The 25,107-nt window shown below is 64.2% G+C and carries 19 protein-coding genes and 1 tRNA gene; 8 read left to right on the forward strand and 12 right to left on the reverse strand.

Annotated elements, in window-relative coordinates:
* Positions 1 to 92 precede the first annotated feature (92 nt).
* From dacB to IPF76_RS03300, 7 genes are all read right to left on the reverse strand, one after another.
* Positions 93 to 1,574, reverse strand: a complete 1,482-nt coding sequence (gene dacB, locus IPF76_RS03270) for a D-alanyl-D-alanine carboxypeptidase/D-alanyl-D-alanine-endopeptidase (RefSeq protein ID WP_293839577.1) — start codon at positions 1,572 to 1,574, stop codon at positions 93 to 95.
* Positions 1,571 to 2,599, reverse strand: coding sequence for a serine hydrolase (locus tag IPF76_RS03275; RefSeq protein WP_293839580.1), 1,029 nt, complete (start codon positions 2,597 to 2,599; stop codon positions 1,571 to 1,573). Before IPF76_RS03275 ends, dacB begins: the two co-directional genes overlap by 4 nt.
* Positions 2,596 to 4,098 (reverse strand): permease, encoded by a 1,503-nt coding sequence (locus tag IPF76_RS03280; protein WP_293839583.1) that lies wholly within the window; start codon positions 4,096 to 4,098, stop codon positions 2,596 to 2,598. The genes IPF76_RS03275 and IPF76_RS03280 overlap by 4 nt, the downstream gene beginning before the upstream one ends.
* Complete coding sequence (locus IPF76_RS03285; RefSeq protein WP_293839586.1) at positions 4,095 to 5,348, reverse strand: dicarboxylate/amino acid:cation symporter; 1,254 nt, start codon at positions 5,346 to 5,348, stop codon at positions 4,095 to 4,097. The genes IPF76_RS03280 and IPF76_RS03285 overlap by 4 nt, the downstream gene beginning before the upstream one ends.
* Positions 5,349 to 5,370: 22 nt before the next feature.
* Positions 5,371 to 6,363, reverse strand: coding sequence for an N-acetyl-D-Glu racemase DgcA (gene dgcA / locus IPF76_RS03290; protein WP_293839588.1), 993 nt, complete (start codon positions 6,361 to 6,363; stop codon positions 5,371 to 5,373).
* 10 nt (positions 6,364 to 6,373) lie between these two features.
* Positions 6,374 to 7,408 carry an N-acetyltransferase DgcN gene (dgcN, locus tag IPF76_RS03295; protein ID WP_293839591.1) on the reverse strand — a complete coding sequence of 345 codons (1,035 nt, stop codon included), beginning with the start codon at positions 7,406 to 7,408 and terminating at the stop codon, positions 6,374 to 6,376.
* Positions 7,409 to 7,504: 96 nt separating this feature from the next.
* Entirely contained in the window at positions 7,505 to 8,389 is an 885-nt protein-coding gene (locus IPF76_RS03300; RefSeq protein WP_293839594.1) for a LysR family transcriptional regulator, read from the reverse strand.
* 216 nt (positions 8,390 to 8,605) lie between these two features.
* Here IPF76_RS03300 and IPF76_RS03305 point away from each other — a divergent pair, with 216 nt between their 5' ends.
* Positions 8,606 to 10,252 carry an amidohydrolase family protein gene (locus IPF76_RS03305; protein WP_293839597.1) on the forward strand — a complete coding sequence of 549 codons (1,647 nt, stop codon included), beginning with the start codon at positions 8,606 to 8,608 and terminating at the stop codon, positions 10,250 to 10,252.
* 179 nt (positions 10,253 to 10,431) lie between these two features.
* Here the strand turns inward: IPF76_RS03305 and IPF76_RS03310 are convergent, their stop codons facing one another.
* Both IPF76_RS03310 and IPF76_RS03315 read right to left on the reverse strand, forming a co-directional pair.
* On the reverse strand, positions 10,432 to 11,715 hold the full coding sequence (locus IPF76_RS03310) for a glycoside hydrolase family 130 protein (RefSeq protein ID WP_293839600.1): 1,284 nt from the start codon (positions 11,713 to 11,715) through the stop codon (positions 10,432 to 10,434).
* An 8-nt stretch (positions 11,716 to 11,723) separates the two neighbouring features.
* Entirely contained in the window at positions 11,724 to 13,994 is a 2,271-nt protein-coding gene (locus IPF76_RS03315; RefSeq protein ID WP_293839602.1) for a glycosyltransferase family 4 protein, read from the reverse strand.
* A 320-nt stretch (positions 13,995 to 14,314) separates the two neighbouring features.
* Here IPF76_RS03315 and IPF76_RS03320 point away from each other — a divergent pair, with 320 nt between their 5' ends.
* The 3 genes from IPF76_RS03320 (at position 14,315) to IPF76_RS03330 (ending at position 17,054) form a co-directional block, all read left to right on the forward strand.
* Entirely contained in the window at positions 14,315 to 14,587 is a 273-nt protein-coding gene (locus IPF76_RS03320) for a hypothetical protein (RefSeq protein ID WP_293839605.1), read from the forward strand.
* 177 nt (positions 14,588 to 14,764) lie between these two features.
* Complete coding sequence (locus IPF76_RS03325; RefSeq protein WP_293839608.1) at positions 14,765 to 15,880, forward strand: serine protease; 1,116 nt, start codon at positions 14,765 to 14,767, stop codon at positions 15,878 to 15,880.
* Between the two features lie 172 nt (positions 15,881 to 16,052).
* Positions 16,053 to 17,054, forward strand: coding sequence for a serine protease (locus IPF76_RS03330; RefSeq protein ID WP_293839611.1), 1,002 nt, complete (start codon positions 16,053 to 16,055; stop codon positions 17,052 to 17,054).
* A gap of 14 nt (positions 17,055 to 17,068) precedes the next feature.
* On the opposite strand, the gene IPF76_RS03335 is transcribed toward IPF76_RS03330, so the two are convergent.
* On the reverse strand, positions 17,069 to 17,332 hold the full coding sequence (locus tag IPF76_RS03335; protein ID WP_293839614.1) for a hypothetical protein: 264 nt from the start codon (positions 17,330 to 17,332) through the stop codon (positions 17,069 to 17,071).
* A 32-nt stretch (positions 17,333 to 17,364) separates the two neighbouring features.
* Positions 17,365 to 19,332 carry a TIR domain-containing protein gene (locus IPF76_RS03340; protein ID WP_293839617.1) on the reverse strand — a complete coding sequence of 656 codons (1,968 nt, stop codon included), beginning with the start codon at positions 19,330 to 19,332 and terminating at the stop codon, positions 17,365 to 17,367.
* 289 nt (positions 19,333 to 19,621) lie between these two features.
* On the opposite strand from IPF76_RS03340, the gene IPF76_RS03345 reads away from it, so the two are divergent.
* Entirely contained in the window at positions 19,622 to 21,553 is a 1,932-nt protein-coding gene (locus IPF76_RS03345; RefSeq protein ID WP_293839620.1) for a hypothetical protein, read from the forward strand.
* Positions 21,554 to 21,947: 394 nt separating this feature from the next.
* On the opposite strand, the gene IPF76_RS03350 is transcribed toward IPF76_RS03345, so the two are convergent.
* A tRNA-Cys gene (locus tag IPF76_RS03350) sits at positions 21,948 to 22,021 on the reverse strand.
* 239 nt (positions 22,022 to 22,260) lie between these two features.
* On the opposite strand from IPF76_RS03350, the gene IPF76_RS03355 reads away from it, so the two are divergent.
* The 3 genes from IPF76_RS03355 (at position 22,261) to IPF76_RS03365 (ending at position 24,944) form a co-directional block, all read left to right on the forward strand.
* Positions 22,261 to 22,923 (forward strand): protein-L-isoaspartate O-methyltransferase, encoded by a 663-nt coding sequence (locus IPF76_RS03355; protein WP_293839623.1) that lies wholly within the window; start codon positions 22,261 to 22,263, stop codon positions 22,921 to 22,923.
* 36 nt (positions 22,924 to 22,959) lie between these two features.
* The gene (locus IPF76_RS03360) at positions 22,960 to 24,441 is read left to right on the forward strand and encodes a TolC family outer membrane protein (RefSeq protein WP_293839626.1); all 1,482 of its coding nucleotides are present in this window, start codon (positions 22,960 to 22,962) and stop codon (positions 24,439 to 24,441) included.
* A 77-nt stretch (positions 24,442 to 24,518) separates the two neighbouring features.
* Positions 24,519 to 24,944 (forward strand): DUF2497 domain-containing protein, encoded by a 426-nt coding sequence (locus IPF76_RS03365; RefSeq protein WP_293839629.1) that lies wholly within the window; start codon positions 24,519 to 24,521, stop codon positions 24,942 to 24,944.
* The last annotated feature ends 163 nt before the right edge of the window (positions 24,945 to 25,107 follow it).

The following is a 25,107-nucleotide window of genomic DNA, read 5'->3' on the forward strand; positions in this document are numbered from 1 at the left end:
GAGCGAAGTCGAGATGCCCCTCGAACCAGCGCCGTCCCGACGGGTGTCTCAACTTCGCTCGACACGAACGGAACAAGCCAAGCGCCTCGCGTTTATAGCGCCTCGGCAATCGCTACCAGCGCGCGGTCTACCGCGGCGGTGGCCTGGCTGTCGGTATCCGCGGGCATGTCGTTGGCCAGCACCGAAAAGATCAGCGTCCGCCCGCTGCGCGTCGTGAGATACCCCGACAATGCGCGCGATGCGTCGAGCGACCCGGTCTTGGCGAACAATTTACCCTCGAGCAGCGTGCCCTTGAAGCGGTTCTGCAACGTGCCGTCGCGCCCCGCAATCGGTAGCGTGCCGCGCCACGCCATGCTCCACGGCTGGCGGGCGATCCAGCTGAGCAGGCCGACGGCGGCGCGCGGTGAGATACGGTTGTAGCTCGACATGCCCGACCCGTCGGAAAAGTCGTAGCTGGTTTCAGCCACGCCCGCCTGCGTCATCAGCTGCCGCACCACCGCCTGCCCATCGGCGATCGAGCCGCTGCCTGCGTGCCGCGCGACGCGGCGCAGCATCAATTCGCTGTGGAGATTCTGGCTCTCCTTGTTGATCCGCACCATATTTTCGGCGAGCGGCGGCGCGGGCAGCTCGGCGAGCATCGCGGGTTCGGTCGGCAGGGTTGCGGGGGCGCCCTTGCGGTTCTCTGGGTCATCCGCGGCGGTCAGCGGCCGGTGGCGGACTCCAACCGCACCATCGACCTTCACCCCGCGCGCCTTCAGCAATTCGCCGAGGCGCCACGCGGCATAATGCGCCGGATCGTCGATGCCATAGCGCAAGGTCAGTGGCGCGACGTCGGCGCCGACCGTGCCGGTCAGACGAATCACGCGGCTGTTCGGCATGCGATCGGCCTCGATTGCTTCCTCCTTGCCCGCGGCGGTCGTGACCCGGTTTTCAATGCTGTAATAGCCCGATGTCTGGATCGTCGGTGCGGCCCCGAGGGCGCCCGGCGCCAGCTTCACCACCAGCTCGTTGTCATCAAGTGTCAGCGCCGAATTGCCGGTGCCATAACGCGAGACGATATTGTTCCAGCTCATCCCCGGGCTCCAGCGCTCGTCGGGGAGCCAGCGGTCGTCGCCGACGATGTTGCGGACGCGCCGCGTCTTGGCGGCGACCGCGTCGGCGAGCGTTTGCAGGCAGTCGGTCTTGCAGTCCTCGGCGCTCGAAAGGAGCGGATCGCCGCGGCCGTGGAGGATGACGTCGGTGGCACCGGCGGTGCTTGTTTCGAGCCGGACGCCGGTGCCTTTTGCCGCCTGTTGAAGCGCGGCCAGCTGGGCATAGCCGATCGCGGTGGTGAACATCTTGGTGTTCGACGCGGGGATGAAGCGCTGGTCGGGCGCGATCGAGACCAGGATTTCGCCTTCGAGCGTCGTAACGAGCACCCCGAACCGTGAGCCTGCCGGGGCTTCGGCCAGTTTCTGCTCGACGGTCGTTAACAGCGGCGCGGGCGCGGGATCGGCGGGCGCGCGGGCGTGGGCCGGGGCGAGGAGCAGCGTCAGCGTAAAGACCGAGGCGAGATGTTTGATCGAGGTTTTCATGATGTCTCCCGTGCATCCCATGCATTGATAAGCTGTTTGCCGACAGCGGGGCGGAGAGCCGCGATGCCGCTATCGAAATGGCGGGTCGGATGGACCCGGTTGGTAAGCAAGGCCCAGGCAAGGCCGCGATCGAAATCGATCCAGAGACCGGTGCCGGTGAACCCGGTATGCCCGATGGTATCGGGCGAGCAGGCGTCGCCGCCGTGCCAGCCGGCAAAGGCGCGCTCCCAGCCGCAGGTGCGGTGGCGTTCGTCCGCGGTGCGGATTTCGCCCATCATCGCGGGTGACAGGACTTCGCCCGTCATCAGCGCGCGCGCAAAACCCAGCACGCCGTCGACGGTCCCGAAAAGCCCGGCATGACCCGGCGCACCGCCGAGCGCGAAGGCATTTTCGTCATGCACCTCGCCCTTCATCACCCGCCCGCGCCAACTGCAATCCTCGGTCGCAACCGCCGGACCTGGGGGCGGACCGAAGCTCAGCCCTTCGCCGAGTGGCCAGTCCGACAGCGGTGCGCCGGTCAGGCGCTCGATCGCAATGCCGAGCAGGATGAAATTGATGTCCGAATAGACCGGTGGTCCGTGGCGCCATTCGCGCTGCAGCACGAGCGCGCGCAGCCGCGCGGGATCGTCGCCATAGCTATAGATCGGCTCGACCGCGGGCAGGAAGGTCCGATGCATCAGGCAGTCGCGAAAAGTCAGGCGGCGTTCGGCGGCGTTCGCGACATCATATTGGCGCAGATCGGGAATCGCGTCGGTCAGCGGCCGGTCGAGGCCGAGGCGGCCCTGCTGCGCCAGTTTGAGGATCATCGTGGTGGAGGCGATCACCTTGCTGAGCGAGGCGAGGTCGAACCAGTGGGTGCGGGTCAGCTCTTCGCGTTCGGGGACGAGCGCGGCCACGCCCGCGAAGCGCACCGCGCTCTCGCCATCGAGGCTGACCACGCCGAGTGCAGCGCCGGGGATGCGGCCGTTTTCGACCGCAGCCAGCGCGGGCGCGAACCCCGCTTCGCAAATCGCCTCGATTGTCATGGCGCGCCGCGCCCTTTCACTCGCGCGACCACCGGCAACAAGAAGATCGCCGCGAAGCTTAGCGCACCGGACAGCAGGAAAAAGCCGTCATAACCAATCTGCGTCTGCATCGACCCCGAAGCACCCGCGAGCAGGCGCGGGAGCAGGAAGGCGAAGCCCGACAGCAACGCATATTGCGCGCCTGGATATTTCGGGCTGACCAGCATCGAGAGATAGACGACGAAGACAGCGCCGGCGAACCCATTGCCGAACTGATCGACCGCGACCGAGGTATAAAGGACAAAGGCCGACGGTTCGTTGTGCCACAGCCACACATAGATCCAGTTGCCCGCCGCCGCGGTCACCGCGCCAATCGCAAGCGGCCACACCAGCGGCAGCCGCGTCGTCAGCCAGCCGCCGAGCGCGACCCCCACCATGCTGGCGGACAGCGCGACGACGCCGTCGGCGACACCTATTTGCTCGAGAGTATAACCCCTGTCATTCCACAGCGGATGGGACAGGGTCAGGGTGAGCACGTCGCCCATGCGATAGAGCGAAACAAAGGCGAGTACCGCCAGCACCGCAGTGCCATAGCGCCAGAAAAGCTCGACATAGGGTACGGCAAAGGTTGATATATTGGCGAGCGCGTCCGCAGGCAGTCGGCGAATGCGCGGCAGCGCGATGGCGAGTGCCGCAAAAGGGAGCAGCGCGACGGCGAGAACGATCGGGGTCACATTGGTCTTGGGCGAAAATCCCGCGCCCTGCACCGCCGACAGCAACACCCAGCCGATCGCCGTGGTGGCGAGCGCAACGGTCAGCAGGATCAGCAGGCTCGCGGCGATCCCCGCGACCAGCGCACGCGCGCGACCGCTGTCGCCGTCCTGTTCGGGCCGCATCGCGGCGAGAATGGGAAAGGGTGCGAAGGCGGCGACGGCGATGACCAGATAGGCCCAGGTCCAGTCGGCCCATGCCGCGACCAGTACGGCGCCGCTGCCCGCCGCGACCATCGCGCTGCGATAGCCCCACAGATTGGCGGCGACGATCGGCGCCTGTTCGGCCTGCGTCGGCGCCAGTTCGATGCGCCAGCCGTCGGCGGCAACCTCGAGCGTCGTGGTCCAGAAGGCGAGCAGGATCGCGAACAGCGCGGTCAGCGGCAGGCTTTCATCGCTGGAGGTGAAGGCCATCGCGACCATCGAGGTAAAAATGCCGAGCTGCGACAACATGATCCACCCGCGCCGTCGCCCCCAGAAGCGCGCAAAGCCCGGCACGTCGTATCGCTCGATCAGCGGCGCCCAGGCAAATTTGAAGGTCGGGAGCAAGGCGATCCAGGCGAAGAAACCGATGATCACAATATCGACGCCGTGCCGCGACAGGCGCAGCGTCAGCACCGCGTTGAACATGTAGAACGGCAACCCGGCGGCAAAGCCGAGCAGCAGATAGAGGCCGAGCAAGCGCCGCGGCGATGGCCGGGCAGGCAGCTCCCCCATCAGGACATTGGGCTCGATCGCGACCGCGCTCACACGGTCGCCTTGACGCCGTCCGCCTCAGGCTCGATCGCCTTCTCCCAGCGCGCGACGACCGTCGTGACGGTCAGGTTGGCGCTGGCGCTCGCCACCGTGCGGGTCATGTCGAGCAAGCGGTCAAACGGCAGGATGAAACCGACGATAAGCGCGGTCTGTTCGGGCGAAATTCCGACCGATGCGAGGACCGCGGCGAGCATGAACAGCGAGGCCGACGGGATCGGCGCGGTGCCGAACGCGGCGAGCGCGCCGGTCAGCATAATGATCGCCAGCATCGGCAGGTCGGGAGTTACACCCACGGCTTGCAGGCTGAAAATACTGAGCAGCCCGACATACATCGCGGTGCCGTCCTTGCCGATGCTGGCGCCGATCGGCAGCACAGTCTTGGCCACCCCGGGGGCGATCCGCAGGTCGTCGAGCGCGATGCGCAACGCGACGGGCAACGTCGCTGCCGACGATGCGGTCGAAAAGGCGATCGCCAGCGCGTCGATGATCGTCCGGTAGAATCGGCGGATCGGCTGCCGCGCGACAAAGGCGATGAGCGGCAGGTGGACGAGCAAGATCTGCAGAATGACCCCGGCCACGACCGCGACCGCCAGCCAGCCGATGTTGGCGAATACCGCGACACCATTGTCGGCCACCGCCTTGGCGATCAGCGCGAGGACGCCAAAAGGCGTCATCTCCATCACGATGCGCACCAGATGGAACAGCGCCTGTCCGGCCGATTGCAGCAAGTTGGCCATGGGGCGGCCTTGTTCGCCCGCCAGGATAACCCCGAAGCCGAGCATCATCGAAAAGAAGATAATTGCCAGCATATCGCCGTCGACCAGCGCCTGGACGATATTGACCGGGACGATACCCATCAGCTGATCGTGGAGCGATTTGGCCTCACCCAACGCGTGCGGGGCGGCCGTTCCAAGCGCGGCGCCATTGCCAGGTTCGAGCAGCAGACCGACCGCCATGCCGATCGACACCGCGCAGAAAGTGGTTGCCGCAAACAGCCCGACCGTGCGCGCCCCGACCGATCCCAGCTTGCGCGGGTCGGCGAGCGCGGTCACCCCCGACGCGATGCTGATGAACACGATGGGGACAACCAGCATGCGAATCAGCCGAACGAACAATTCGCCGATGAAGGCAATGGCGGACGTCGCCGCGGGCCAGAACAGGCCCAGCAGCACGCCGATCAGCATGGCGCCCAGGACCCGCTGCCACAACGGCACTGCAAACCAGCCGCGAAAAAATGCTGTCATCGGCCCATTTGCCCCGTTCGTATCAAATCCCGCCCCAAAATCCGGGCTGCGGCGGCGAGAGCACGCCCCTTGCGCCGCTTACCCCGCCCGCGCGATCCTCGGCAAGCCAGAGCGGTCCGTCAAGGTCGGCGAAGGCACTGTTCGCGGCAATCGCCCACGCTGGGGCGATCGACAGCGATGAACAGATCATGCAGCCGGTCATCACGCCCAACCCACGCGCGCGCGCCGCCTCCGCCAGTTCGAGCGCTGCAGTCAGCCCGCCGCTCTTGTCGAGCTTGATATTCACGACCCCATAGCCGTCGGGCAAGGCGCCCAGATCGGCGGCGACATGCACCGATTCATCGGCAGCAATCGGGATCGCCGAGCGGAAGCTGACGAGATCGTCATCGGCGTCGGCGGGCAGCGGCTGTTCGAGCAGGTCAACGCGAAGGTCGGTCATCAACCCCTGCAGATCGCGCACTTCGTCGATCGTCCAGCTTTCGTTGGGATCGACGATCATCCGCGGGTGCGGCGCCGCGACGCGAACCGCGGCGAGCAACGTAGCGGGGTCGCTGCGGTCGACCTTGACCTTGAGCAGCGGCGCGTCGGCGAGCGCGGCGGCCGCGCGCGCCATATTGTCAGCGGTGTCGAGGCTGATCGTCATCGCGGTGACGATCGGGCGCAGCGGCCGCCCCAGATCGAGCGCCGACGCGAAATCGCTCCCCGCCAATTTTAATTCGAGATCCCACAGCGCGCAATCGATCGCGTTGCGCGCCGCAGAGGCGGGCATGCACTGGAGCAGATCTTGCCGGCCCAGTCCCTGTTCGAGCGCGCCGCGCATGGCCTCGATCGCCGCGATTGCGCTGTCGATACTCTCGCCATAGCGGGGATAGGGAACGCCTTCACCACGACCTGTCATGCCGCCCTGTCCAATGGTCACGGTGACAACCTCGGCGGTAGTCTTGACCCCGCGCGAGATACGAAAGGGCGCGTGCAGCGGGAACGTCTCGGCAAAGACGGTCAGGGTGCGGGGCATCGCCGACCGGTCAGGCGGTTACGGCGACGGCAGGCGAATGGACGTCGCCGCCCAGCAGCCGGTCGAGAATTTTTGCCACCCCAAATCGATAGGGATCGCTGGTCGGCAGACCGAATTCGGCCTCGGTCGCTGCGCACAGCGCGCGTGCTTCATCCTCGGCCATCGCCGAAGTGTTGAGCGCGATCCCGACGAAGCGCACATCGGCATTGGTCAGCCGCGCCGCGCGCAGGTTGGCATCGAGCGTTTCAGCAATCCCGGGCAACTGATAATGCGGCAGGCCGCGCATATGCGGCCGTACCGGATCGTGGCACAGGACGAGCGCGTCGGGCTGCGCGCCGTGCAGCAGACCCATCGAGACCCCAGCGAACGACGGGTGATAGAGCGAGCCCTGACCTTCGATCAGATCCCAGCCGCCATCGCCGCGCGCGGGCGACACCTGTTCGATCGCGCCCGAAATGAAGTCAGCAACCACGGCATCAAGCGGGACGCCGTCCCCGGCGATCAGGATACCGGTCTGGCCGGTGGCGCGGAAGTCGGCGGCGACGCCGCGTTTTTCCAGCGCGCTGGCGAGGCAGAGCGTTGTGTACATCTTGCCGACCGAACAATCGGTGCCGACGGTCAGCAACCGATTGCCCGCGCGCTTCTTGCCGTTGCCGATCGGAATATCGGGCCGTGGGTCGCGCACATCGTGAAGCTGGCGGCCCATCCGCGCGGCGGCGGCGATCAGGCGCGGCTCGGCGTTCAGCCGGTGGTGCAACCCCGACGCCACGTCGAGTCCGGCCTCCATCGCCGCCAGCGCGTCGAGGACCAGATCCTCGCCCAGCTTGCCGCCGGCATTGGCGATCCCCAGCACCAACGTCCGCGCCCCAGCCGCATGCGCGGCAGCGAAATCCATCCGCGGCAGGTCGAGGGTCAGCGGGCAATCATCGTGGCGATATTCGCCGACGCAGATATCGGGCCGGAACACGGCGAGCCCCCGCGAGGTTTTGATATCGGCCGGGTCGCCGGAATGGCCAAGGTAGAGAAGATAGGGCGTTTCAATCATGGCTCGGGGCAACCTGCGGGACGATGACGGCGCCGACTTTAACCCCACCCGTCGCCCGGCCCCAATATCCAGCGCCCCATATCCTATAGCTTGACGCTATAGTCCCTCGATCACGGTTGCGAGCACCATCAGGAAGTCCGCCGCCGTTCGCGACAGGGGTCGATTCTGTAAATAGACCGCGTTGATGTCGAACGTGATCGCAGGCTGCAACGGTCGGCTGGCGAGGCCGGGTGGGAGCGCGGCGTGCGCGGTGAAATTGTCGACGATCGCCATGCCGACTCCCGCGCTCACCAGCGCTGCCGCGACATAATAGGTGCGCGCTGAGACCACCTCGTCGAGTTCGACCTCGAGTCGACTGAGCTCGCTCGACAGCATCCGGCCAATGGGCCCGCTCTGCACCGGGCTGATGAATTTTTGCCCGCGCAGCTCGTCGAGATGCAGGCGCGGCGGCGCGGCGGGCATATCCTCTTCGCGGTAGATCACCACCAGCTCGCCCTCACCGATCACCTGATGCGCGACCGGAGCCGACAGCGGCACTTCGAAACTAATCGCGATGTCGGTTTCATGCTCGTAAAGCTTGCGTACCATTTCGTCGTGGTGGAGCGTCTGCAGGTCGAACATGATATCTTCATGATCGGCCAAAAATCGCGCCACCGCCGCAGGAATCGCGCCCAGGCCCAGCGAGGGAAGCGCCGAGATCCGCAGCAAGCCACCGCGCCCGTGGCGCAAATTCTGGCAGGCTTGGCGCAGCGACCGCACCCGATCCTGAATGTCGGATACTTCGGCGAACAGCGTGTGGGCGTCCTGCGTCGGGATCAGCCGGCCCTTCGCGCGCTCGAACAGGGTCAGTCCGATCGAGCGTTCGGCGTGGCGCAGCACCTTCGTCACCGACGGCTGCGACACGTTGAGCGATCGCGCGGCGGCGCTGACCGTGCCATGCAGGAAAACCGCATGAAAAATCTCGATCTGGCGCAGGTTCATCCGGTCTTCGTCCCAAGTTGCGGTTATCGAGCCGATGTTTGCCCATCACTCAGGCGAACATTGGCGCCGGTTTGCTCTTATGCCATTGGGTTATAGGCGCTGCAACACCCCTTGCTGGACGCGCAATGCTGTTCGGGACATGCTCGGTGTCGGAACACGCCGATTGGCACCGCGCGGTCAAAGCCATTCGCCACCATCCCCCGAAAGGATCAGCTGATGCCCTCACCGCCTGCTTCGCGCTCGGCTTGCCGCACGATCGGCTTGTTTTCCATCGCCGCAACGCTGCTTTACGCGTCCGGCGCGGCGGCGCGGACGGACGAGGTAGTCGACGTGATCATCCGCGGCGGTACGATCTACGACGGGGGCGAGGGCAAGCCGTTCGTGGGCGATGTCGCGATCCGGGGTGACAAAATTGTCCATGTCGGCCGCCCCGGAACCCATTCGGCGGCGCGCGTCATCGACGCCAAAGGCATGATCGTCGCGCCCGGCTTCATCGATCCGCACACCCATGCCGACAGCTTCTTGCGCTCCCCCGACAAAGCGGTGAGGATCAACGCTGCCTGGCTGCACCAAGGGGTGAGCACCGTGATGATTGGGGTCGATGGCAACGGCACGCCCGACGTCGCGGCAGATAGCAGCAAGCTGGCGGCGTCGGGGATCGGCACCAATATCGTGCCCTTCGTGGGTTTTGGCCCGGTGCGGCAACGGGTACTGGATCAGGATGCGCGCCCGCCGACTCCAGGAGAGCTTGACGCAATGAAGGCGCTGGTGGCCAAAGGCATGTGCGAAGGCGCCGTCGGGCTGTCCACAGGACTTTTCTACGCGCCGCAAAGTTTCGCCACGACCGCCGAAGTCGTGGCTGTCGCGCGCGAGGCGGCGATCCGCGGCGGGATCTACGACACTCACCAGCGCGATGAATCGAGCTACAGCATCGGCTTACTCGGATCGGTGAATGAAGCGATCGATATCGGCAAGCAGGCAGAAATGCCGGTGCATTTCGCACATCTGAAAGCTCTCGGGGTCGATGTCCACGGCCAGGCGGCCGCAGTAATCGCCGCAATCGATGCGGCGCGGGCCGCGGGCGTCGAGGTGACTGCCGACCAATATCCCTGGCTGGCGTCGGGATCGAACCTCGACGCATCGCTGTTGCCGCGCTGGGCGGTCGATGGCGGCGGCGAGGCATTGCTGAAACGGCTGGACGAACCCGCCACGCTGGCACGGATCCGTGCCGAGATGCAGGACAATATGCGGCGGCGCGGCGGCGCGGGCGCGTTGTTGCTGATCGCACAGGGCTTTCCGTGGACCGGCAAGACGCTGGCGCAAGTCGCGGACGAATGGAAACTGGATAGCCGCGACGCGGCGCTGCGCATCATCCGCCATAGCCTCGAGGCAAAAAGCCGCGGACAGAAAGGCGGCGGTACCGCGGTCGCGTCGTTCAACATGGCGCAGGCCGACGTCGACCTGTTGATGCAGCAGCCGTGGATGGTGACATCATCCGACGGGTCTGACGGCCATCCGCGCATGTTCGCGACCTTCCCCGAAAAATATCTGCGCTATGTCCGCGAACGCAAGGTCATCAGCCTGCGGACGTTCATTCGCCAATCCACCGGCCGCACCGCCGACATCTACAAACTCGACCGGCGCGGCTATTTGCGTCCAGGTTACTTCGCCGACGTGGTCGTTCTTGATCCAACTGGATATGCGCCGCGCGCCGATTATGTGCGCCCGCGCGAACTCAGCGTCGGGGTCCAGAGCCTGTTCATCAACGGAGCTCTCGCGCTCGATGACGGCCAAGCAACAGGTGTCATCGCAGGCCGCGCGCTATTGCGGCCGCGACCGGTAGGCTGTGCTGGAAAAGATTGACCTGGCTACGCATGCGAAGGCGCTCGTGGATTTACCAGCGCCGGCCGCCATCGCCACAAACAGCGCTACCGATCTGCCCAACTTCGGAGGAGGTGTGGACCTTTCGCTAACGACCGGTCGCTGGTTTCGTTTTCCTGAAACACCGGAAATCGACGACGATCGCTCGAAATCTGCAAACACTACGCCATCGCAGCCAAAATCTCCGAGATCGCGACGAAGGCAAAACACACCGAACTGTCGGCGACGCCATATGGCAGGAAGATATCGTCGCCGACCCTGATCGCGCCGCAAGTATACACAACATTGGGGACGTAACCTTCGCGGTCCTCGTCGGCCGCCGACAGGATCGGGTTGGCCGTGCGACCGAGCACCTTCGAGGGGTTGTCCTTGTCGAGCAAAGCCGCGCCGATCGCATATTTGCGCATCGCGCCGACCCCGTGGGTCAGTACCAGCCAGCCCTCATCAAGTTCGATCGGCGCGCCGCAATTTCCGATCTGGATCAGCTCCCAGGGAAACTGCGGCTCCAGCAGCAAGTCGCCGCCCGACCAGTGGTCGATGGTATCGGAGCGCAGCAGATAAAGATTCTTGCCGTCTTGGCGCCCGATCATGTGAAACTGACCGTCGATTTTGCGCGGGAACAGCGCCATGCCCTTGTTGCGCCCTGCGCCGCCCTTGATCGGCGTCAGCGTGAAATCCTTGAAATCACGCGTACGTAGCAATTCTGATTGGATGTCGCGGCCGCTGTAGGCGGTATAGGTTCCGATCCATTCGCTCTTGCCGCTGTCGCGCTTGAACTCGACGAGCCGCAAGTCCTCCAGCCCGTTGCGCTGTGCCTCGGTGATCGGAAAGATGACGGTGCCCGACAGGCTGCTGTCGGTCTGACGATAAAGCGAGACGACGTCGTCGGGCTTGTCTTCGGGTCCTGGCCCCGGCATCGCAGCAGTGGCAAAGGCGGGCTGCGGCAACAGCGTCATTTCGCGATTGTGGGTGATGATCCCTTCGCGAAACGCAATCGTCGAAATATGCCCCTCGCCGACCGCGCGCAGCGACAGCAGGATACGAATGCTGCCGTCAAGCATCCCGCTCTGGTCGGGGTGGCGCACGACGCTGGGGTTCATCAGCGCCGCGGCGGCATAGCTATATTCGTGGCAGAAGTACGCGCCTATTAACAGCCGCATTTCGCGCTTGAGCGGAACGCCGTCCAACCCGAGCTTGTTCTCGATCTCGTCGAACCGGTCCTCGAACACCTTCTCGATTTGCCAGTGACGGTCCGCGAAATCGCGCAACACGACGCCGAGTTCGGCGCGCACCGTGCGAGGGTTGAGCGCAACAATTTCGCGCGCCAGTCGGTGCACGCGTTCAAGATCTGGCCCCGACGCCTGCCACGCCAGATGAAACGGCCGCACAACGACGCGGGTCGGGTCGGCATGAAGCCGCAGTTCGTGCTGGACAAGGTGAGCCATGGACGTTCCTACTCGACTTTGGCGGCAAAGTCCCGGATTGCGTAAGTGGCGTGCTGATACGCCAGCACAGATTCGGCGCCCTCGTTGAGGTTGACCCCGCGGGGATTGATCCCGTCGCGGCTGGTACCGCTAACCGGATCGGCGACCGCGACGCTGCGGTCGTTGCCGCCAGCGAACCAGTCATAAGTGCGCCGGGCGTGGGCCAGCCAGATCGTGTCGCCGGTCACGTCGTAGGCCGCCGATGCGGCATCAATCATCGCCCAGATTTCGACCGGCTGCTGATCGAACGGCCGCGGCGATGCATAGGCCTGTCCAAAGCTGTCGGAACCCACCGGACGAAAATGGCCGCGCGGCGCGGTCTGGAGGTCATTGATCCAGCGAAGGGTGTCGATGCCGCACGCGGTGACATCGGCGCGTCCCAGCCGTACGCCCGCGCGCAACATCGCTTCGGGCAGTCGACCATTGTCATAAGCGAGGACATCTTCGAACCAGCACCAGTCGGGCCGCGCAATGGTGGCATAAAAAGCGAGCAACCGGTCGGCGCCGTGCACGACAATCTGCATCGCAAGCTCATGCTCCGCATCCGCGCCCAGCACATAATCGGCGCCCAGGACGGCAAAGGCAATCGCGCGCGGCGATTGAAACGCGAGCGTTGGAGGCGCGGTACGTTCGAACAATTCTCGCGCCCAAACACGCAATCCAATGTTCTGTGCGTCGCGTGCCGTCGCGCCAATAGCCCATAGCGCCCGGCCGCAGCTGTCTTCGGATCCAGCATCTTCGAGCCAGTTGCGCTCGAAACTCATGAAGTTGCGGAACGCTCCAGTGGCGGGATTCCAGGCATGCTGGACGAAGGACGAGAATATGGCGGGCAATCGCCTGCACTTGCTCAGAGCCTCGCCCTCAAGGCGGTTCATGAGCATCAGCGCGCGAGCATTATCGTCGATACAATAGCCGTGCGCGCGGTCGGGAATGCTGTGGATGCTGTGCTGCAATATGCCGGTATCGTCACAGATGCGCAGCAATCCTTCGATGCCGATCGCCGTGGGCACGCGGGCGAACACGGTTTTCAAACGGCTCTCCTCGATCAGGCGATGACTCCGTGCGGCGAAAACCGGCCAGATCATGTCGCGGCCGCGCGCATAGGCCCGCTGCTGCAGTGTCCTTTGCCGTTGGGGATCGCTCAGCAGATCGGCAACTGCGACACCTAGCGCCGCGCTATCGTGGAACGGTACCAGTACGCCATGATCGTCAGCGAGCAACTCGACCGCATGCACATAGGGCGTCGAAACCACCGCTTTGCCAAGCGCCATCGCATAGGACAGCGTCCCCGACGTCGACTGCTGGGCGCCGGTATAGGGCGTGACATAGACATCGGCTGCTCCGAGCAGGTCCAGCAGTTCGTCGGTTTCCATGAAGGCGTTGATCCAGCGGACATGGGCGGCCACGCCCAACGATTCCGCCTGCGCCTGGAGCCGCTCGCGATAGGCCTCGCCCTCACGCGCCAGAAGGTTGGGATGCGTCGCGCCAGCGATGCAATACAGCACGTCGGGATGCGCCGCGACGATCGCGGGCAGCGCGTCGATCACCGCGTCGATTCCCTTGCCGGGCGACAGCAAGCCGAAGGTCAGCACGACTTGCTTATCTACGAACCCGAATTGGGCTTTGAAAGGCGCCGACCGGCCGAACGGGCGGTCGGGTACGCCATGTGCGATCAGCGCAACCTGGTCAGCATCGGCCCCATATACGGTGTGCAACAAATGGCGCGAACGCTCGGACATTACCACCAATTTGCTGGCCCTTGCGATCAGCCGGGCCATCACGCGCCGCTGATCGGCGTCGGGCGCCGCCAGCACGGTATGCAGGGTGACGAACAACGGTGCGGCGATGCGATCGGTCAGCTCGAACAACATATCGCCCGCCACGCCGCCGAACAGCCCGAATTCATGTTGGAGCCACACAACATCTGCGCAGCTCGCCTCTATCTGTTCCGCGGCATGGATAAAACTGCTCGCGTCGCCCTCTTTCACGAAAGCGCGCACCAGCGGATTGGACTGATTGGGGGCGTTCGCTGGCGACATCGCGTAGACATCGATCGCAAGCTCGGGATAGGCTTCTTTCAGCGAATTATGGACATCGGTTGTGAACGTGGCGATCCCGCAACGTCGCGGCAGAAATCCGCCAACGAGCGCCAGCCGCATTGGCTCTTCGACATTGGGAAGTAGCACTTGGCCAGCTTCGATGCCTTCATCGAACAACATGCGGCGGGGGGCTTCATACACAAGCAGACACCTTCCAAAATGACGCAGTAGAAGGCCTCACCCAACGGAAATTCAATCATTGTTGGACGCAAATCGCGCTGTGCGGCGTCGGAAATAGAACCAGCCGGATGCCTTTTGGTTGCATATGCGGCGGCGCGGGCAGTTCTTACGCGCGCCTATTGCTTGCCATTGTCATCGATCAAAGGGCCGATAGCGTTCGAACTGTGGAGCCCCATCCCTTGAGCGGGTGTGGCCGATATTCCTCCATGGCTGCCGCATTGCATTCATAGGCGGGTGCGGCGAGCGTTCCTGACGACGCATGCAACCACGGATGGCGGGCCGTGGCCGGTGCCCGCCACTTGCTTTTGCGGCTGACGCTGGGAAGCGGCGAACCCAAGGCGCGGCTCTCCGCCGACAGGCTGTGGGCATCGACGGCCGCCAGAATACCCCATGTGGTGTCCAGCCGACCGATCTTCCTCTCGCCCGCACCAAGCAAACTTACGCAGCAAGCCGGTCATTTTTCGACGAATTTGATACGCTCGATCATCATGCGTTCGATCAATCTTATTCTTGGCCGCACCGAATATGCGGTTCGCGACGGCTCCAAATTGTAAAACCCTTGCTTCTAGTGAATTATTTACAGGTTCGAGGTGGCCGCTGTGATTTGCCGATCGTCGGCGCCACGACTTTCAAATCTTGCCAATTGGGCCTAGGCTCGAAGCCGGTGGGGAGGAAACGACATGTCGGGTCCGAGATATTGGGCGGCATTGTTGGCCATAGGGCTGGCGTCAATGTCCGGTCGTTCAGCCACTCCCCGATCGATCGCACAACCGGTCGCGGCGCTGGGAGAACCAGCTGCAAGCGAACAACCTACCATCAATCCCGACGGACTCCCCGTCTTCGGCCTGACCAGCAGGGAGACTTCTTCACCGCCGCAGCCCATCATTGATTTCGTTGCCTCGACGACGAACCGACCAAGCAAAAGCGAACAGCGCGCGCGGTTCGAGGAATTCTCCTTTCAGGTCAATCAGGACGAAGAGAATGCCGCACGGGTCGCGGCAGGTGAGTTTCCGGTTGTGCCGGTGGGGAACGGCGAGCCGATGCGGATCGAGCAGGTGCCGTTTCAGGTGCAGATCCGTTACGCCGACCGGGTCACCAACGCCCAGGCGCCGGGTATCGACAATGTGGCAGTGCCGCGCTGGCAGACGCGCCACATTTGCGGCGGGACGCTGATCGATCGCGAGTGGGTGCTGACCGCTGCACATTGCGTCGGTCCGACGCACGTCAAGGTGGGCATTGTCGCCCAAATTGGGGTCGCCGATATTTCCGGCGGCGACGGCGTGGCAGTGCCCATCGACCGCGTTGTCCGTCACGCGCGCTATGACCCGCGCAACATCTACGACCATGACATCGCCTTGCTCCACCTAGCGCAGCCCGGCCAGGTGCGCCGGAGCAAGACGGTCGCACTTGCCAGCCTCGGCGCGATGCCCGCCGATCCCTATGCTGGCGGTTTCCAGACGACCGGGTGGGGGGTGACGCAGGGGCGCGGCAATTTGCCAGTCGCCTATTTGCGGCGCGGCGAGATGACCCTGGTTCCGGCTGAAAAATGCGCTGCGTTGCCCGATTTTGGGCCAGCGCAACTGGCGAACGGAACTGCAACGCCGCGGGTTCATCGACGGATTTTTTGTGCCGGTGCGCGCGGCGTCCGCACCTGTCCCGGCGATAGCGGCGGGCCCGTCTTTTACCGCGCATTCGGCAAGCCCGTCAGCGTCGTCGGTGTGGTGTCATGGGCCAAACGCGACTGCGGCGTGCTGAGCGACAGCCGGCCTGCGGTCTATACGCGCGTCGACCAATATCTCGATTGGATCGCTCGGGCGAAAAAGGCACGGGGGACGACTGCGGAATAGTGGGGCAAGGAGGGAAAGGCGTGTGTCGGTTCACATGACGCTTATCTTGGCGGCTGCGATCGGTCCGATCGCGCCGGATGCTGCGACGTCGCAGCTTTCTTCTCCCGTGCAGGCATCGAACGACGCCTTGGACCCGCCGGAGGAGGAGGCCAGCGACGCGGAGAGGGAGCCCATGATCAATCCCGACGCGCTCGAGATTGTCGAGGTCGACGCCCGCGTGCCGATCATCGTCCATAATTCGGGGCGATTTCCTGCCGAAAGCGAGCGTGGCAGGCGCGAGGCATTCGAGCAGTTTTCGCGCGGAGTGAACGAGGCGATGACGGTCGAGCCGGGCGCGCCGAGTGTCATCGGCGGCGGCGGCTATCGCGTCGGGATCCAGCAGGCCCCGTTCCAGGTACAGATCCGCTATGCTGACTCGGTCACGAACGCCACGCTGCCGGGGATCGACGACCCCGCGATCCCACGTTGGCGGCTGCGTCATATCTGCGGCGGGACGCTGATCGATCATGACTGGGTTCTGACCGCCGCCCATTGCGTAAACCAGAGCTATGTCCGTGTCGGCATCGTCGCGCAGCTGGGGGTTGCCGACATCGCCGGCAATGAAGGAATGACTGTGCACATCGATCGCCTCGTCCGCCACGCCCGCTACAATCCGACGAACAAATATGATTACGACATCGCGCTGCTGCATCTTCGGCGTGACCCACGGCGACGCGATCCCGCCCGGATCAGCGTCGCAAAGCTCGCCGCTCTGCCGACGGCAGACCTTAACGGTCCGATCGGTGCGACGGGGTGGGGGGTGACCCAGGGTCTTGGGGGATTGCCGGTCGCGTTCTTGCGCAAGTTCGACCTCAAACTTTGGGATCAGTCCCGATGCGCCGCCGAGCCCGACTACAGGCCGATCCGCGCGGCCAACGGTGCGCTGATTGCGCGCATTCACGCGCGTGTTTTTTGCGCCGGGGCGCCGGGGATCAAGACCTGTCCCGGCGATAGCGGCGGTCCCGTCGCCTACGCACCACGCGGCAAACGCCCGATCGTAGTGGGCATTATTTCGTGGGCGAAGAAAGGGTGCGGCGACAAAAATGACGACCGTCCCGGGGTTTACACCCGAATTTCAGCATATAGCGACTGGATTGCGCGCGCCAAGACGTCGGCGGGCCCTACCGCCGACTGAATTGATAGGAAGCGTTACTTGCCAGAATCGACCGGCTTGATACCGCCGCCGCCGGTTTCGGTGTCGTCGCTGCCGTCGGTTGCTTCTGCTGCTGGCGCAGCCGCCGCGTCTGTGGCCGCTGCGTCGGCGGTCGCCGCGTCGGGGGCGGCCATCGCTTCGGGCGCAGCGGTTTCGGTTGCCGCAGGCTCAGCCGGCGCCTCTTCCTTCGGCGCCGAATTGCAGCCGGCAAGCAGTATCGATGCCGAAGTGAACGCCGTCAAAACTAGAAGTTTCTTCATGATTGGCCCCCTCATTCAAGAACCCCCTCAAGTTAATCGAAGCCCAGACCCTTTAGCAAATGAATAAAATCGGGGCGCTTTCGCAGCGGGTCGAACATTGGGTCGACCGCCAGCAAGGTCATGCCGCTATCGCCGATTGCGCGCGCCTGCTGCAACAAATCCATCGCAAGGTGTGCATCGCCCCATTGTGCCGCGATTTGAGCCTGTTGGTACGTCGCAGCGGCGCCGAGCGCCGTCTGCAATTTGGCCTGGGCTTCGCGCGCCGCCGCGACATCGCCCATCCGTTGCGACGCGACGGCCAACCCGGTTAGCCCAAGCAGCGCGCCGGGCTCTTTTTGATAAGCGGCGAGCGCCTCGGCAAACTTGCCCTGCTGGTACAGCGAGTCGCCGGTAATGCCATGGGCATCGTCGACATCGGCGTTAATCGCGATCGACTGCTGGCAGGCATCGATCGCGGACTCGAAATCGCGGCCGAAATACTGGACCCACCCGACCCCGCGATGCACGCCGGCATTCAGCGGGTCGAGCGATGCTGCGCGCTTAATCGCAGTCAATGCGTCTGCGGCACGGCCCATCTGCGTCTGGTAACCGGCGTAGAGCGTCAAGACCGTCGCGTCACCCTGACCGAGACGATTGGCCAGTTCGAACGGCCGCCGCGCCCCGCTCAGGTCGAAACGTGCCTGCACTAGCGAATAACCCAGTATCGCCTGGGCCATCGCGAGCCCGGGCGCCAGTTCGACGGCGCGCCGCGCCGATACGATGACATCGTCATATTGCGTCCTGAGTTCACCAGCTTTCGCGTAGCTGCTCGTCAGGATGAGGAGCACCAGCGCGCGTGCAGCATGCGCGCGGGCGAAACGGGGATCGGCGGCGATAGCGGCGCTATATTGGGTGAGCGCGGCGCGATAGGCCGCTTCGCCCGACCGCAATGCGTAATAGGCCTGACCACGCAGGAAGGCGTCATAGGCGGCGCCATTGCGTGTGCCGCCGACCTTGGCGGCATCGGCGAGTTTCGATCGCGCATCGCCGTCAGCGGCCTGCGCCGACATCGCGCCAGCGACTTTCCCCGCAATTTCGCTCTGGAGCGCAAAAATGTCCGCCAATTTGCGATCGAACACGTCGGCCCACAGGTTGGTCCCCAACCGTCCGTCGGTCAGCTCGGCGGTAATTCTGAGCGCTTCGCCCGACCGCCGCACGCTGCCGCCGAGCAGATAGGCAACCCCCAGCTTTTGGGCAATTTCCGACGGCCCCAGCTTGCTATCGCGAACACTGTTCGTCGACGTCGGCGCCAGCACCCGCAGCCTTGCGTTGCGCGACAGCGCCAGCCGGATTTCGTCGGTCAAACCCTCACTGAAATAATCCTGCCCGGGATCCTCGCTGAGGTTCTGGAGTGGTCGCACCGCGATGCTGTCGTCAGGTGTCGCCGGCCCCGACAGCCACCCGCTGCGCCAGACCGCGAGGCCGGTTCCGGCGGCGACAAGCAGCGCGCCGCCGCCGATCAAGGCGCGGCGATCGATCATTGCGTTCCGCCCGACCGGACGATCCGGCGCGCGCCCGACAAGGGCAGCTACCGCGTCGAGAACCGGCTGGAATTCGGGCGCGTCGGCCCGGCCGCGCCATCTGCTGACGTCGATAAGCTGAAATTGGCGGAACCCGAGCGGTGCCTGGCTGCCGTCGATCGCCAGCGGCACCAGGCAACCGCGCTCGCGCCCGCGCTGCGCTTCGTCGCGCACCCAATGGGAATCGACCGATGTCTTCGACCACAGCACGACCACGGCACGCGCCTGTTCGAGCGCCGCTTCGGTGGTCGGCAGGAAATTCTCGCCGCCGCGAAGCATGCCGTCCCACCATACCGTGAAGCCCGAAGTGATCAGTGCGTCGATGACCGGCCGCGCGCGCGCCTGATCGGCCCGGCTATAGCTCAGGAATACGGCGGGCGCGCCATCTTGGCCACTTGCGCCGCTCCTTGCTGTTTCAGCCGCTTGGTTCGACGCAGTCATGCGCGTTTGCCCCCGGCGGATCGCGCGGCGCCCCACGCGCCGCCTCTCCGCAACTTGCAAGACTTTACCATCAATCTGCAGCGATCAACAAGCGGCGCGCATCGGATTTGACGCAGTGGACCGGCTCAGTTACCCCGCCTGCTATGGCGGGTGGCAACAACAGAACACGCGGAGGAATTGCTTCCGGCTGCTGGCGTATCGACGGCTTCCGCTGGACCACGCGATTGCGATGAGCGCGCCGGATTCGCCCTGCTGCCCGTCGCCCCCCGAACGGAGGCTGCATCTCGGAGTGACCGGGCATCGCTTCAGCCATCCGGGGTTCGAAAACCATGTGGGCCGTATCGCGGCGACGCTGGACACCATCTTCGATCTCATCGATCAAGGGGTACGCGACTTGCCGCCGCAATCCGGTGCTGGCCCCATCGCAACGGCGCGCCTGCATAGCATGCTGGCCGACGGCACCGATGTTATCGCGGCGGAAATGGCGCTGGTACGCGGTTACGAGCTTGTCGCGCCGCTGCCTTTCGGTCGGCGGCTCAACAAGACGATTAACGCGCTGCCGCAAAACGCCGCCGATGTCCGTGCGCTGCTGGCTGGCGACGAGGCGCAGGATCCGGAAACGCAAGGCCATGCTGGTGCGATCCGTGCGATCAGCGATCGGGCACGGTTATTCTGTCTCGCCGATCAGGATGCGGCGATAGTCGACCTGCTGCTCGCGAAGTTCGACGATCCGGACGATAGCGCCAAGGCCCAGTTGCTCGCGGCCGAAGTATCGCGCCGGGTGGCGCTGGCAGGACGAATCCTCATCGAACAATCGGACATCTTGATTGGGGTGTGGGACGGCGTTTCGACAGCACATATCGGCGGCACCGGGCACACGATCGCGACCGCGCTGCAATATGGTACGCCAGTGATCTGGATCGACACGCGCACACCCGAGCAGTGGCGTGTTCTTATTGGTCCCGAAGCTTTGCTGGACGATCGCACCGCGAGTGGCGATCGCGAGGCCGAGTTGCAGCATCTCGTTCATGGCCTTCTCGTCGCCGACAGCAAGGCGGGGCACCCGGGCCTCGCAACCCTTTTTCACGAGCGCTGGCGGCCGCGCAGCAGTCGTTTCGCGCATATGTATCGGCGTGTCGAGGCGCTGTTCGGTGGCCGCTCCGAACAGCCGCGACTGCGCGGATTGACCGAACATTATTCCTTGCCGGACGACATGGATGCGATGGCCGCCGATCCGATGTTGGCTGCCGTGCGCGACCTGCCCGACGCCGGAGCCTCAATGGCGATCGCCATTATGGAGCAGGTCACTCGGCGTTTCCGCTGGCTTGACGGAATATCGTCTCGCCTGTCTGACGCATATCGCGGCGGGATGATCGTCAGCTTCATTCTCTCCAGCCTCGCGATCGTCGGCGGCACCGCCTATCTGCCGCTGGTCCCGCCCGCCGAAAAATGGGGCTTCGCCCTGTTCGAGCTGGTCTTGCTGTGTATCATTTTGGCGATCACATTTTTCGGGCAACGCAAACGGTGGCATGGTCGCTGGTTCGAGACGCGGCGCGCGGCAGAATATTTGCGACACGGGGCGATCCTTTTGGCGCTCGGTGGCGCTCGAGCAACCGGGCGATGGCCAAAGGGCACCGAGACCGACTGGCCCGAATTTTATGCGCGGCAGACGTTGCGCAGCGTTGGCTTGCCGCAGGCTTCGATCTCACAGGCCTATCTGCGCGGTGTGCTGGAGGGCTTGCTCGATCATCACGTCGTCGCGCAGCGTGATTATCATTTCGACAAGGCGCGCCGCCTGACCAACGTCCACCACAATCTGGACCATCTCTCAGAGCGGCTGTTCCAATGCGCGGTCGCGTCGGTGGCGCTGTATCTGCTGCTCGTTGCCGCCGGAGAATTGGGATTTGTCCCGATGGAGCCGGTCACCCATCTCGCAAAGCTCTTTACTGTGTTGGGCGTTCTGTTCCCGACATTCGGTGCCGGCATTGCCGGCATCCGCTATTTCGGGGACTTCGAGCGCTTTGCCTCGATTTCGGAAGTGACGGGCGAAAAGCTGGAAGCCATCCACGCCCGGATCCAACGTCTGGCTCGCGTACCCGATGCCGCTCTCGATTACGGAAGCATTTCCGAACTGGCGCATGCCGCCGACGAGGTCGTATTTGCAGAAATCGAGAATTGGCAGGCCGTGTTCGGCAGCAAGCAAGTCACCGTTCCGGTTTAGACGAAGCGGGTTCGCGGCGTCAGCGAATATCGGCCGCTCTTGATGATCGCTCCAACAGATCATTATCGACGTATGGCCGGGATCATCATGCTCTTCCGATTTGCTTATGGGCTGCCTTCCTCCTCAAATCCTCTCGAAAAGCGGCTTGGCGGCTATCGGCCAGAAGTTGTCGACCAGGCGTGACAATTAAAGCGCATCCAGCCGTGAAAAATTGATGGCTCGCCAAGAGCGTAAAATCAAATCCCTGCATGCCGAGTTGCCGCGACTCTTCCAGAAAGCGCGGCGAAATTTGGCAATCCAAGTGAAGGCAGAGACGCGCAAGCCTCTGCGAAAAGCGCGCGATTGCGCCCCTTAAGGCGCAACAGGGGCGCACCTGTCGGTTTATCGAAGATAGTGGAGGCCCGAGCCGGAATCGAACCGGCGTGCGCGGATTTGCAGTCCGCTGCGTCACCACTCCGCCATCGGGCCTCATGCCAAATTACCGCATCCGTGGGGGATGGGCCGGGTGTTGGACGGCGCCGCTAGTGAGGGGGTTTCGCTGCCTTGTCAAGGATTCGCCCGAACGTCCGCCTACGGGGTTGGCGGCACCGGTCTTGCCAGCTATGCGCGTCTATGCGGACAGAGGCTGTATTACTATTGCAATACAGTGTGAGTTGGGCTAGAGCTGCCCCGCAAAGGCTCAGGCCCCAGGGAATCGGAAAAGGCTGATGGCGACCAAGTTTAGCGAAATCTCTGCGGCGGACATGCGTTCTGCCATGATCGACAGCCAGCTTCGGACCAACGACGTCATCGACGCAGCGGTGGTCGGCGCGATGGCGGCGGTGCCGCGCGAGGCGCATGCGCCCGCTCACCTCGCGAGCGTCGCTTACATGGACCGCGCGATCCCGCTGGGGCATGGCCGCGCGCTCAACGCGCCGCTGGTCACCGGCCGCATGCTCGTCGCTGCCGCGATCCGTCCCGGCCAGCGGGTCCTGCTGATCGGCAGTGCGACCGGCTATACAGCGGCGGTGCTGTCGCGGCTCGGCGCCGAAGTCCATGCGGTCGAGGAACAGGCTGAGCTGATGGCGATCGCGCAGACCGCGACCGCCGACGCGAACATCCAATGGGTCACCGGATCGCTGATCTCCGGCGCTCCGGACGCCGCGCCTTTCGACCGCATCATCATTGAAGGCGCGATCGAAACGCTGCCCGACGCGCTCACCGCTCAACTGGCCGAGGGCGGTCGCTTGGTCGCGGCACGGCGCGAGGACGCAGTCACGCGGCTCGTCCAGGGGGTAAAGGCAGGCGGCGCGGTCGCACTGCGCAGCTTTGCCGACATGGACGTCGCGCCGCTGCCCGGCTTTGCAACCCCGGCAGGCTTCACATTCTAAAAGCCACATCCCTCCTTGTTTCAGGCTGACATGACGATGCTCGATACCGATAAGAAACGGCCTTTCTCCCGCGCCCGCTGGCTTGCCGGTCTTGCCCTCGGCGCCTTGATGCTGTCGTCGGCGGCGCACGCCGAAACGCTGCAGGAGGCGCTGGCGAAAGCCTATGAAAATAACCCTACGCTGACCGCGGCGCGTGCCGGACAGCGCGCCAATGACGAAAATGTCCCGATCCAGAAATCGGGCGGGCTGCCGAATGTCGGCGTCGGCGTCGATTATCAGGAAAATCTGGTGCTGCCCGGCAACAGTTTTTTCTCGCCCAAACGTTTCGTCAGCGTCGGCGGGCAAGTATCGGTGCCGATCTATCAGGGCGGCGCGGTACGCAACGCGGTGAAGGCCGCCAAATTTCGCGTCGAGGCGGGCCAAGCCGATCTTCGTGCGACCGAGGCGAGCATTTTTTCGCAGACCGTCGGCGCCTATATGGACGTCATCCGCGATCAGGCGATCGTCCAGCTGAACCAGAAAAACGTCGCCGTGCTGCGTACCAACTTGCAGGCGACGAGCGACCGTTTCGAAATCGGCGACCTCACCCGTACTGACGTTGCCCAGTCGGAGGCGCGGCTCGCGCTCGCCGAGGGCGATCTGCGCACCGCCGAAGCCAACCTGATCGCCAGCCGCGAATCTTATACCCGCCTGGTCGGCGAAGCGCCGGTCGATCTTGAGCAGCCGCCGCAACTGCCGAACCTGCCCGCCTCCCCCGACGACGCGGTCGCGATCGCGCTAACCAGCAATCCCGATATCGAGTCGGCGAACCAGATCGTCAACGCCAGCCGCGCGGACATCGGCGTCGCACGTGCGGGACGCCTGCCCAAGCTGTCGGCGGCGACCAGCGGCGGGTACAACAACAATCTGAGCTCGGTAAACGATCCCACTTCAGAAAATACCACGCGAAGCGCATCGGCCGGACTGTCGCTGACGATCCCGATCTTTCAAGGTGGACGCCCGTCAGCGCAGGTCCGCCAAGCACAATCGCGCACCAGCCAGGCGATCGAAAATTACGTCGAAGTCGAACGCAGCGTCGTCGCCCAGACCCGCGGCGCCTATGCCGCATGGCGCGCGAACGAACAGATCATCACCGCGACGCAGCAAGCGGTGAGCGCCAACGCCCTGTCGCTCGAAGGCGTGCGCGCCGAAAACAGCGTCGGGACGCGCTCGATCCTCGACATTTTGAACGCCGAGCAGGAATTTCTGAACACCCAGGTTCAGCTCGTGTCGGCGCAGCGCAACAGCTACGTCGCCGCCTTCTCGGTGCTCGCCGCGATGGGCAAGGCCGAAGCACGCGATCTGGGGATCGAGGGCGGCGCGCTCTATGATCCAGAGGTCAATTACCAGCGCGTCAAAGGCCAGATCTGGGACTGGGCCGACGATCCCGCGCCACAGCAACAGGCGACCGACACCCGCGCGGTCCCCGCAGCAACCGCCAGCGTTCCAATTGGGCCGCCCGCGTTGCCACGACAATAAGGCTTGGCAAAACACGCCCAAAATCGGTAAGAGTACAGTTAACCGTCCGGTAATCGGGGTGGTTTAGGGGGTTGGTTATGGGCGATATGTCGCGGGAACCGTCGATGGAAGATATCTTGTCGTCGATCAGGCGCGTCATTGCACGCGATGAAGCTCCCGGGGCGACGCGCGGCGCCAGCGCCCCCACAGCTGACGATATTCTCGACCTGAACGACGAAGAAGATGACGCTGTCGCCGAAGCTGCGCCTGCGGCTGAAGAGCTGGTCTCCGAAGCCAGCGCCGATGCGGCACGCCAATCGCTCGAGGCGTTAACCGCCGCTATCGCACCCGCAGTTGCCGCCGCAACCGTTGCGGCGCCTGCCGCTGCGGGCCGCACGATGGAGGACGTCGTCCTCGACGCCTTGCGCCCGATGCTGAAAGACTGGCTCGATACCCATTTGCCGTCGCTGGTCGAAGCGATGGTCGCCAAGGAAATCAGCCGCATCACCGGCAAACGCTTCTAGCCGCTGAGCTACGCACATCCTCGTTTGGCAATGCGAAGTGCGAACCGCCAGAACCCGATGAATGCGACGATCTGATAGCCAAAAACAATCCGGCTATCAGAAAATAGGATTGTCGGCAAAATGAGAAACAGCGCGGCAACTGAGCAATAGGCGACAAGGAAGA

Source organism: Sphingopyxis sp., assembly GCF_016704835.1.
In the GTDB taxonomy this organism is placed as follows: Bacteria; Pseudomonadota; Alphaproteobacteria; order Sphingomonadales; family Sphingomonadaceae; genus Sphingopyxis.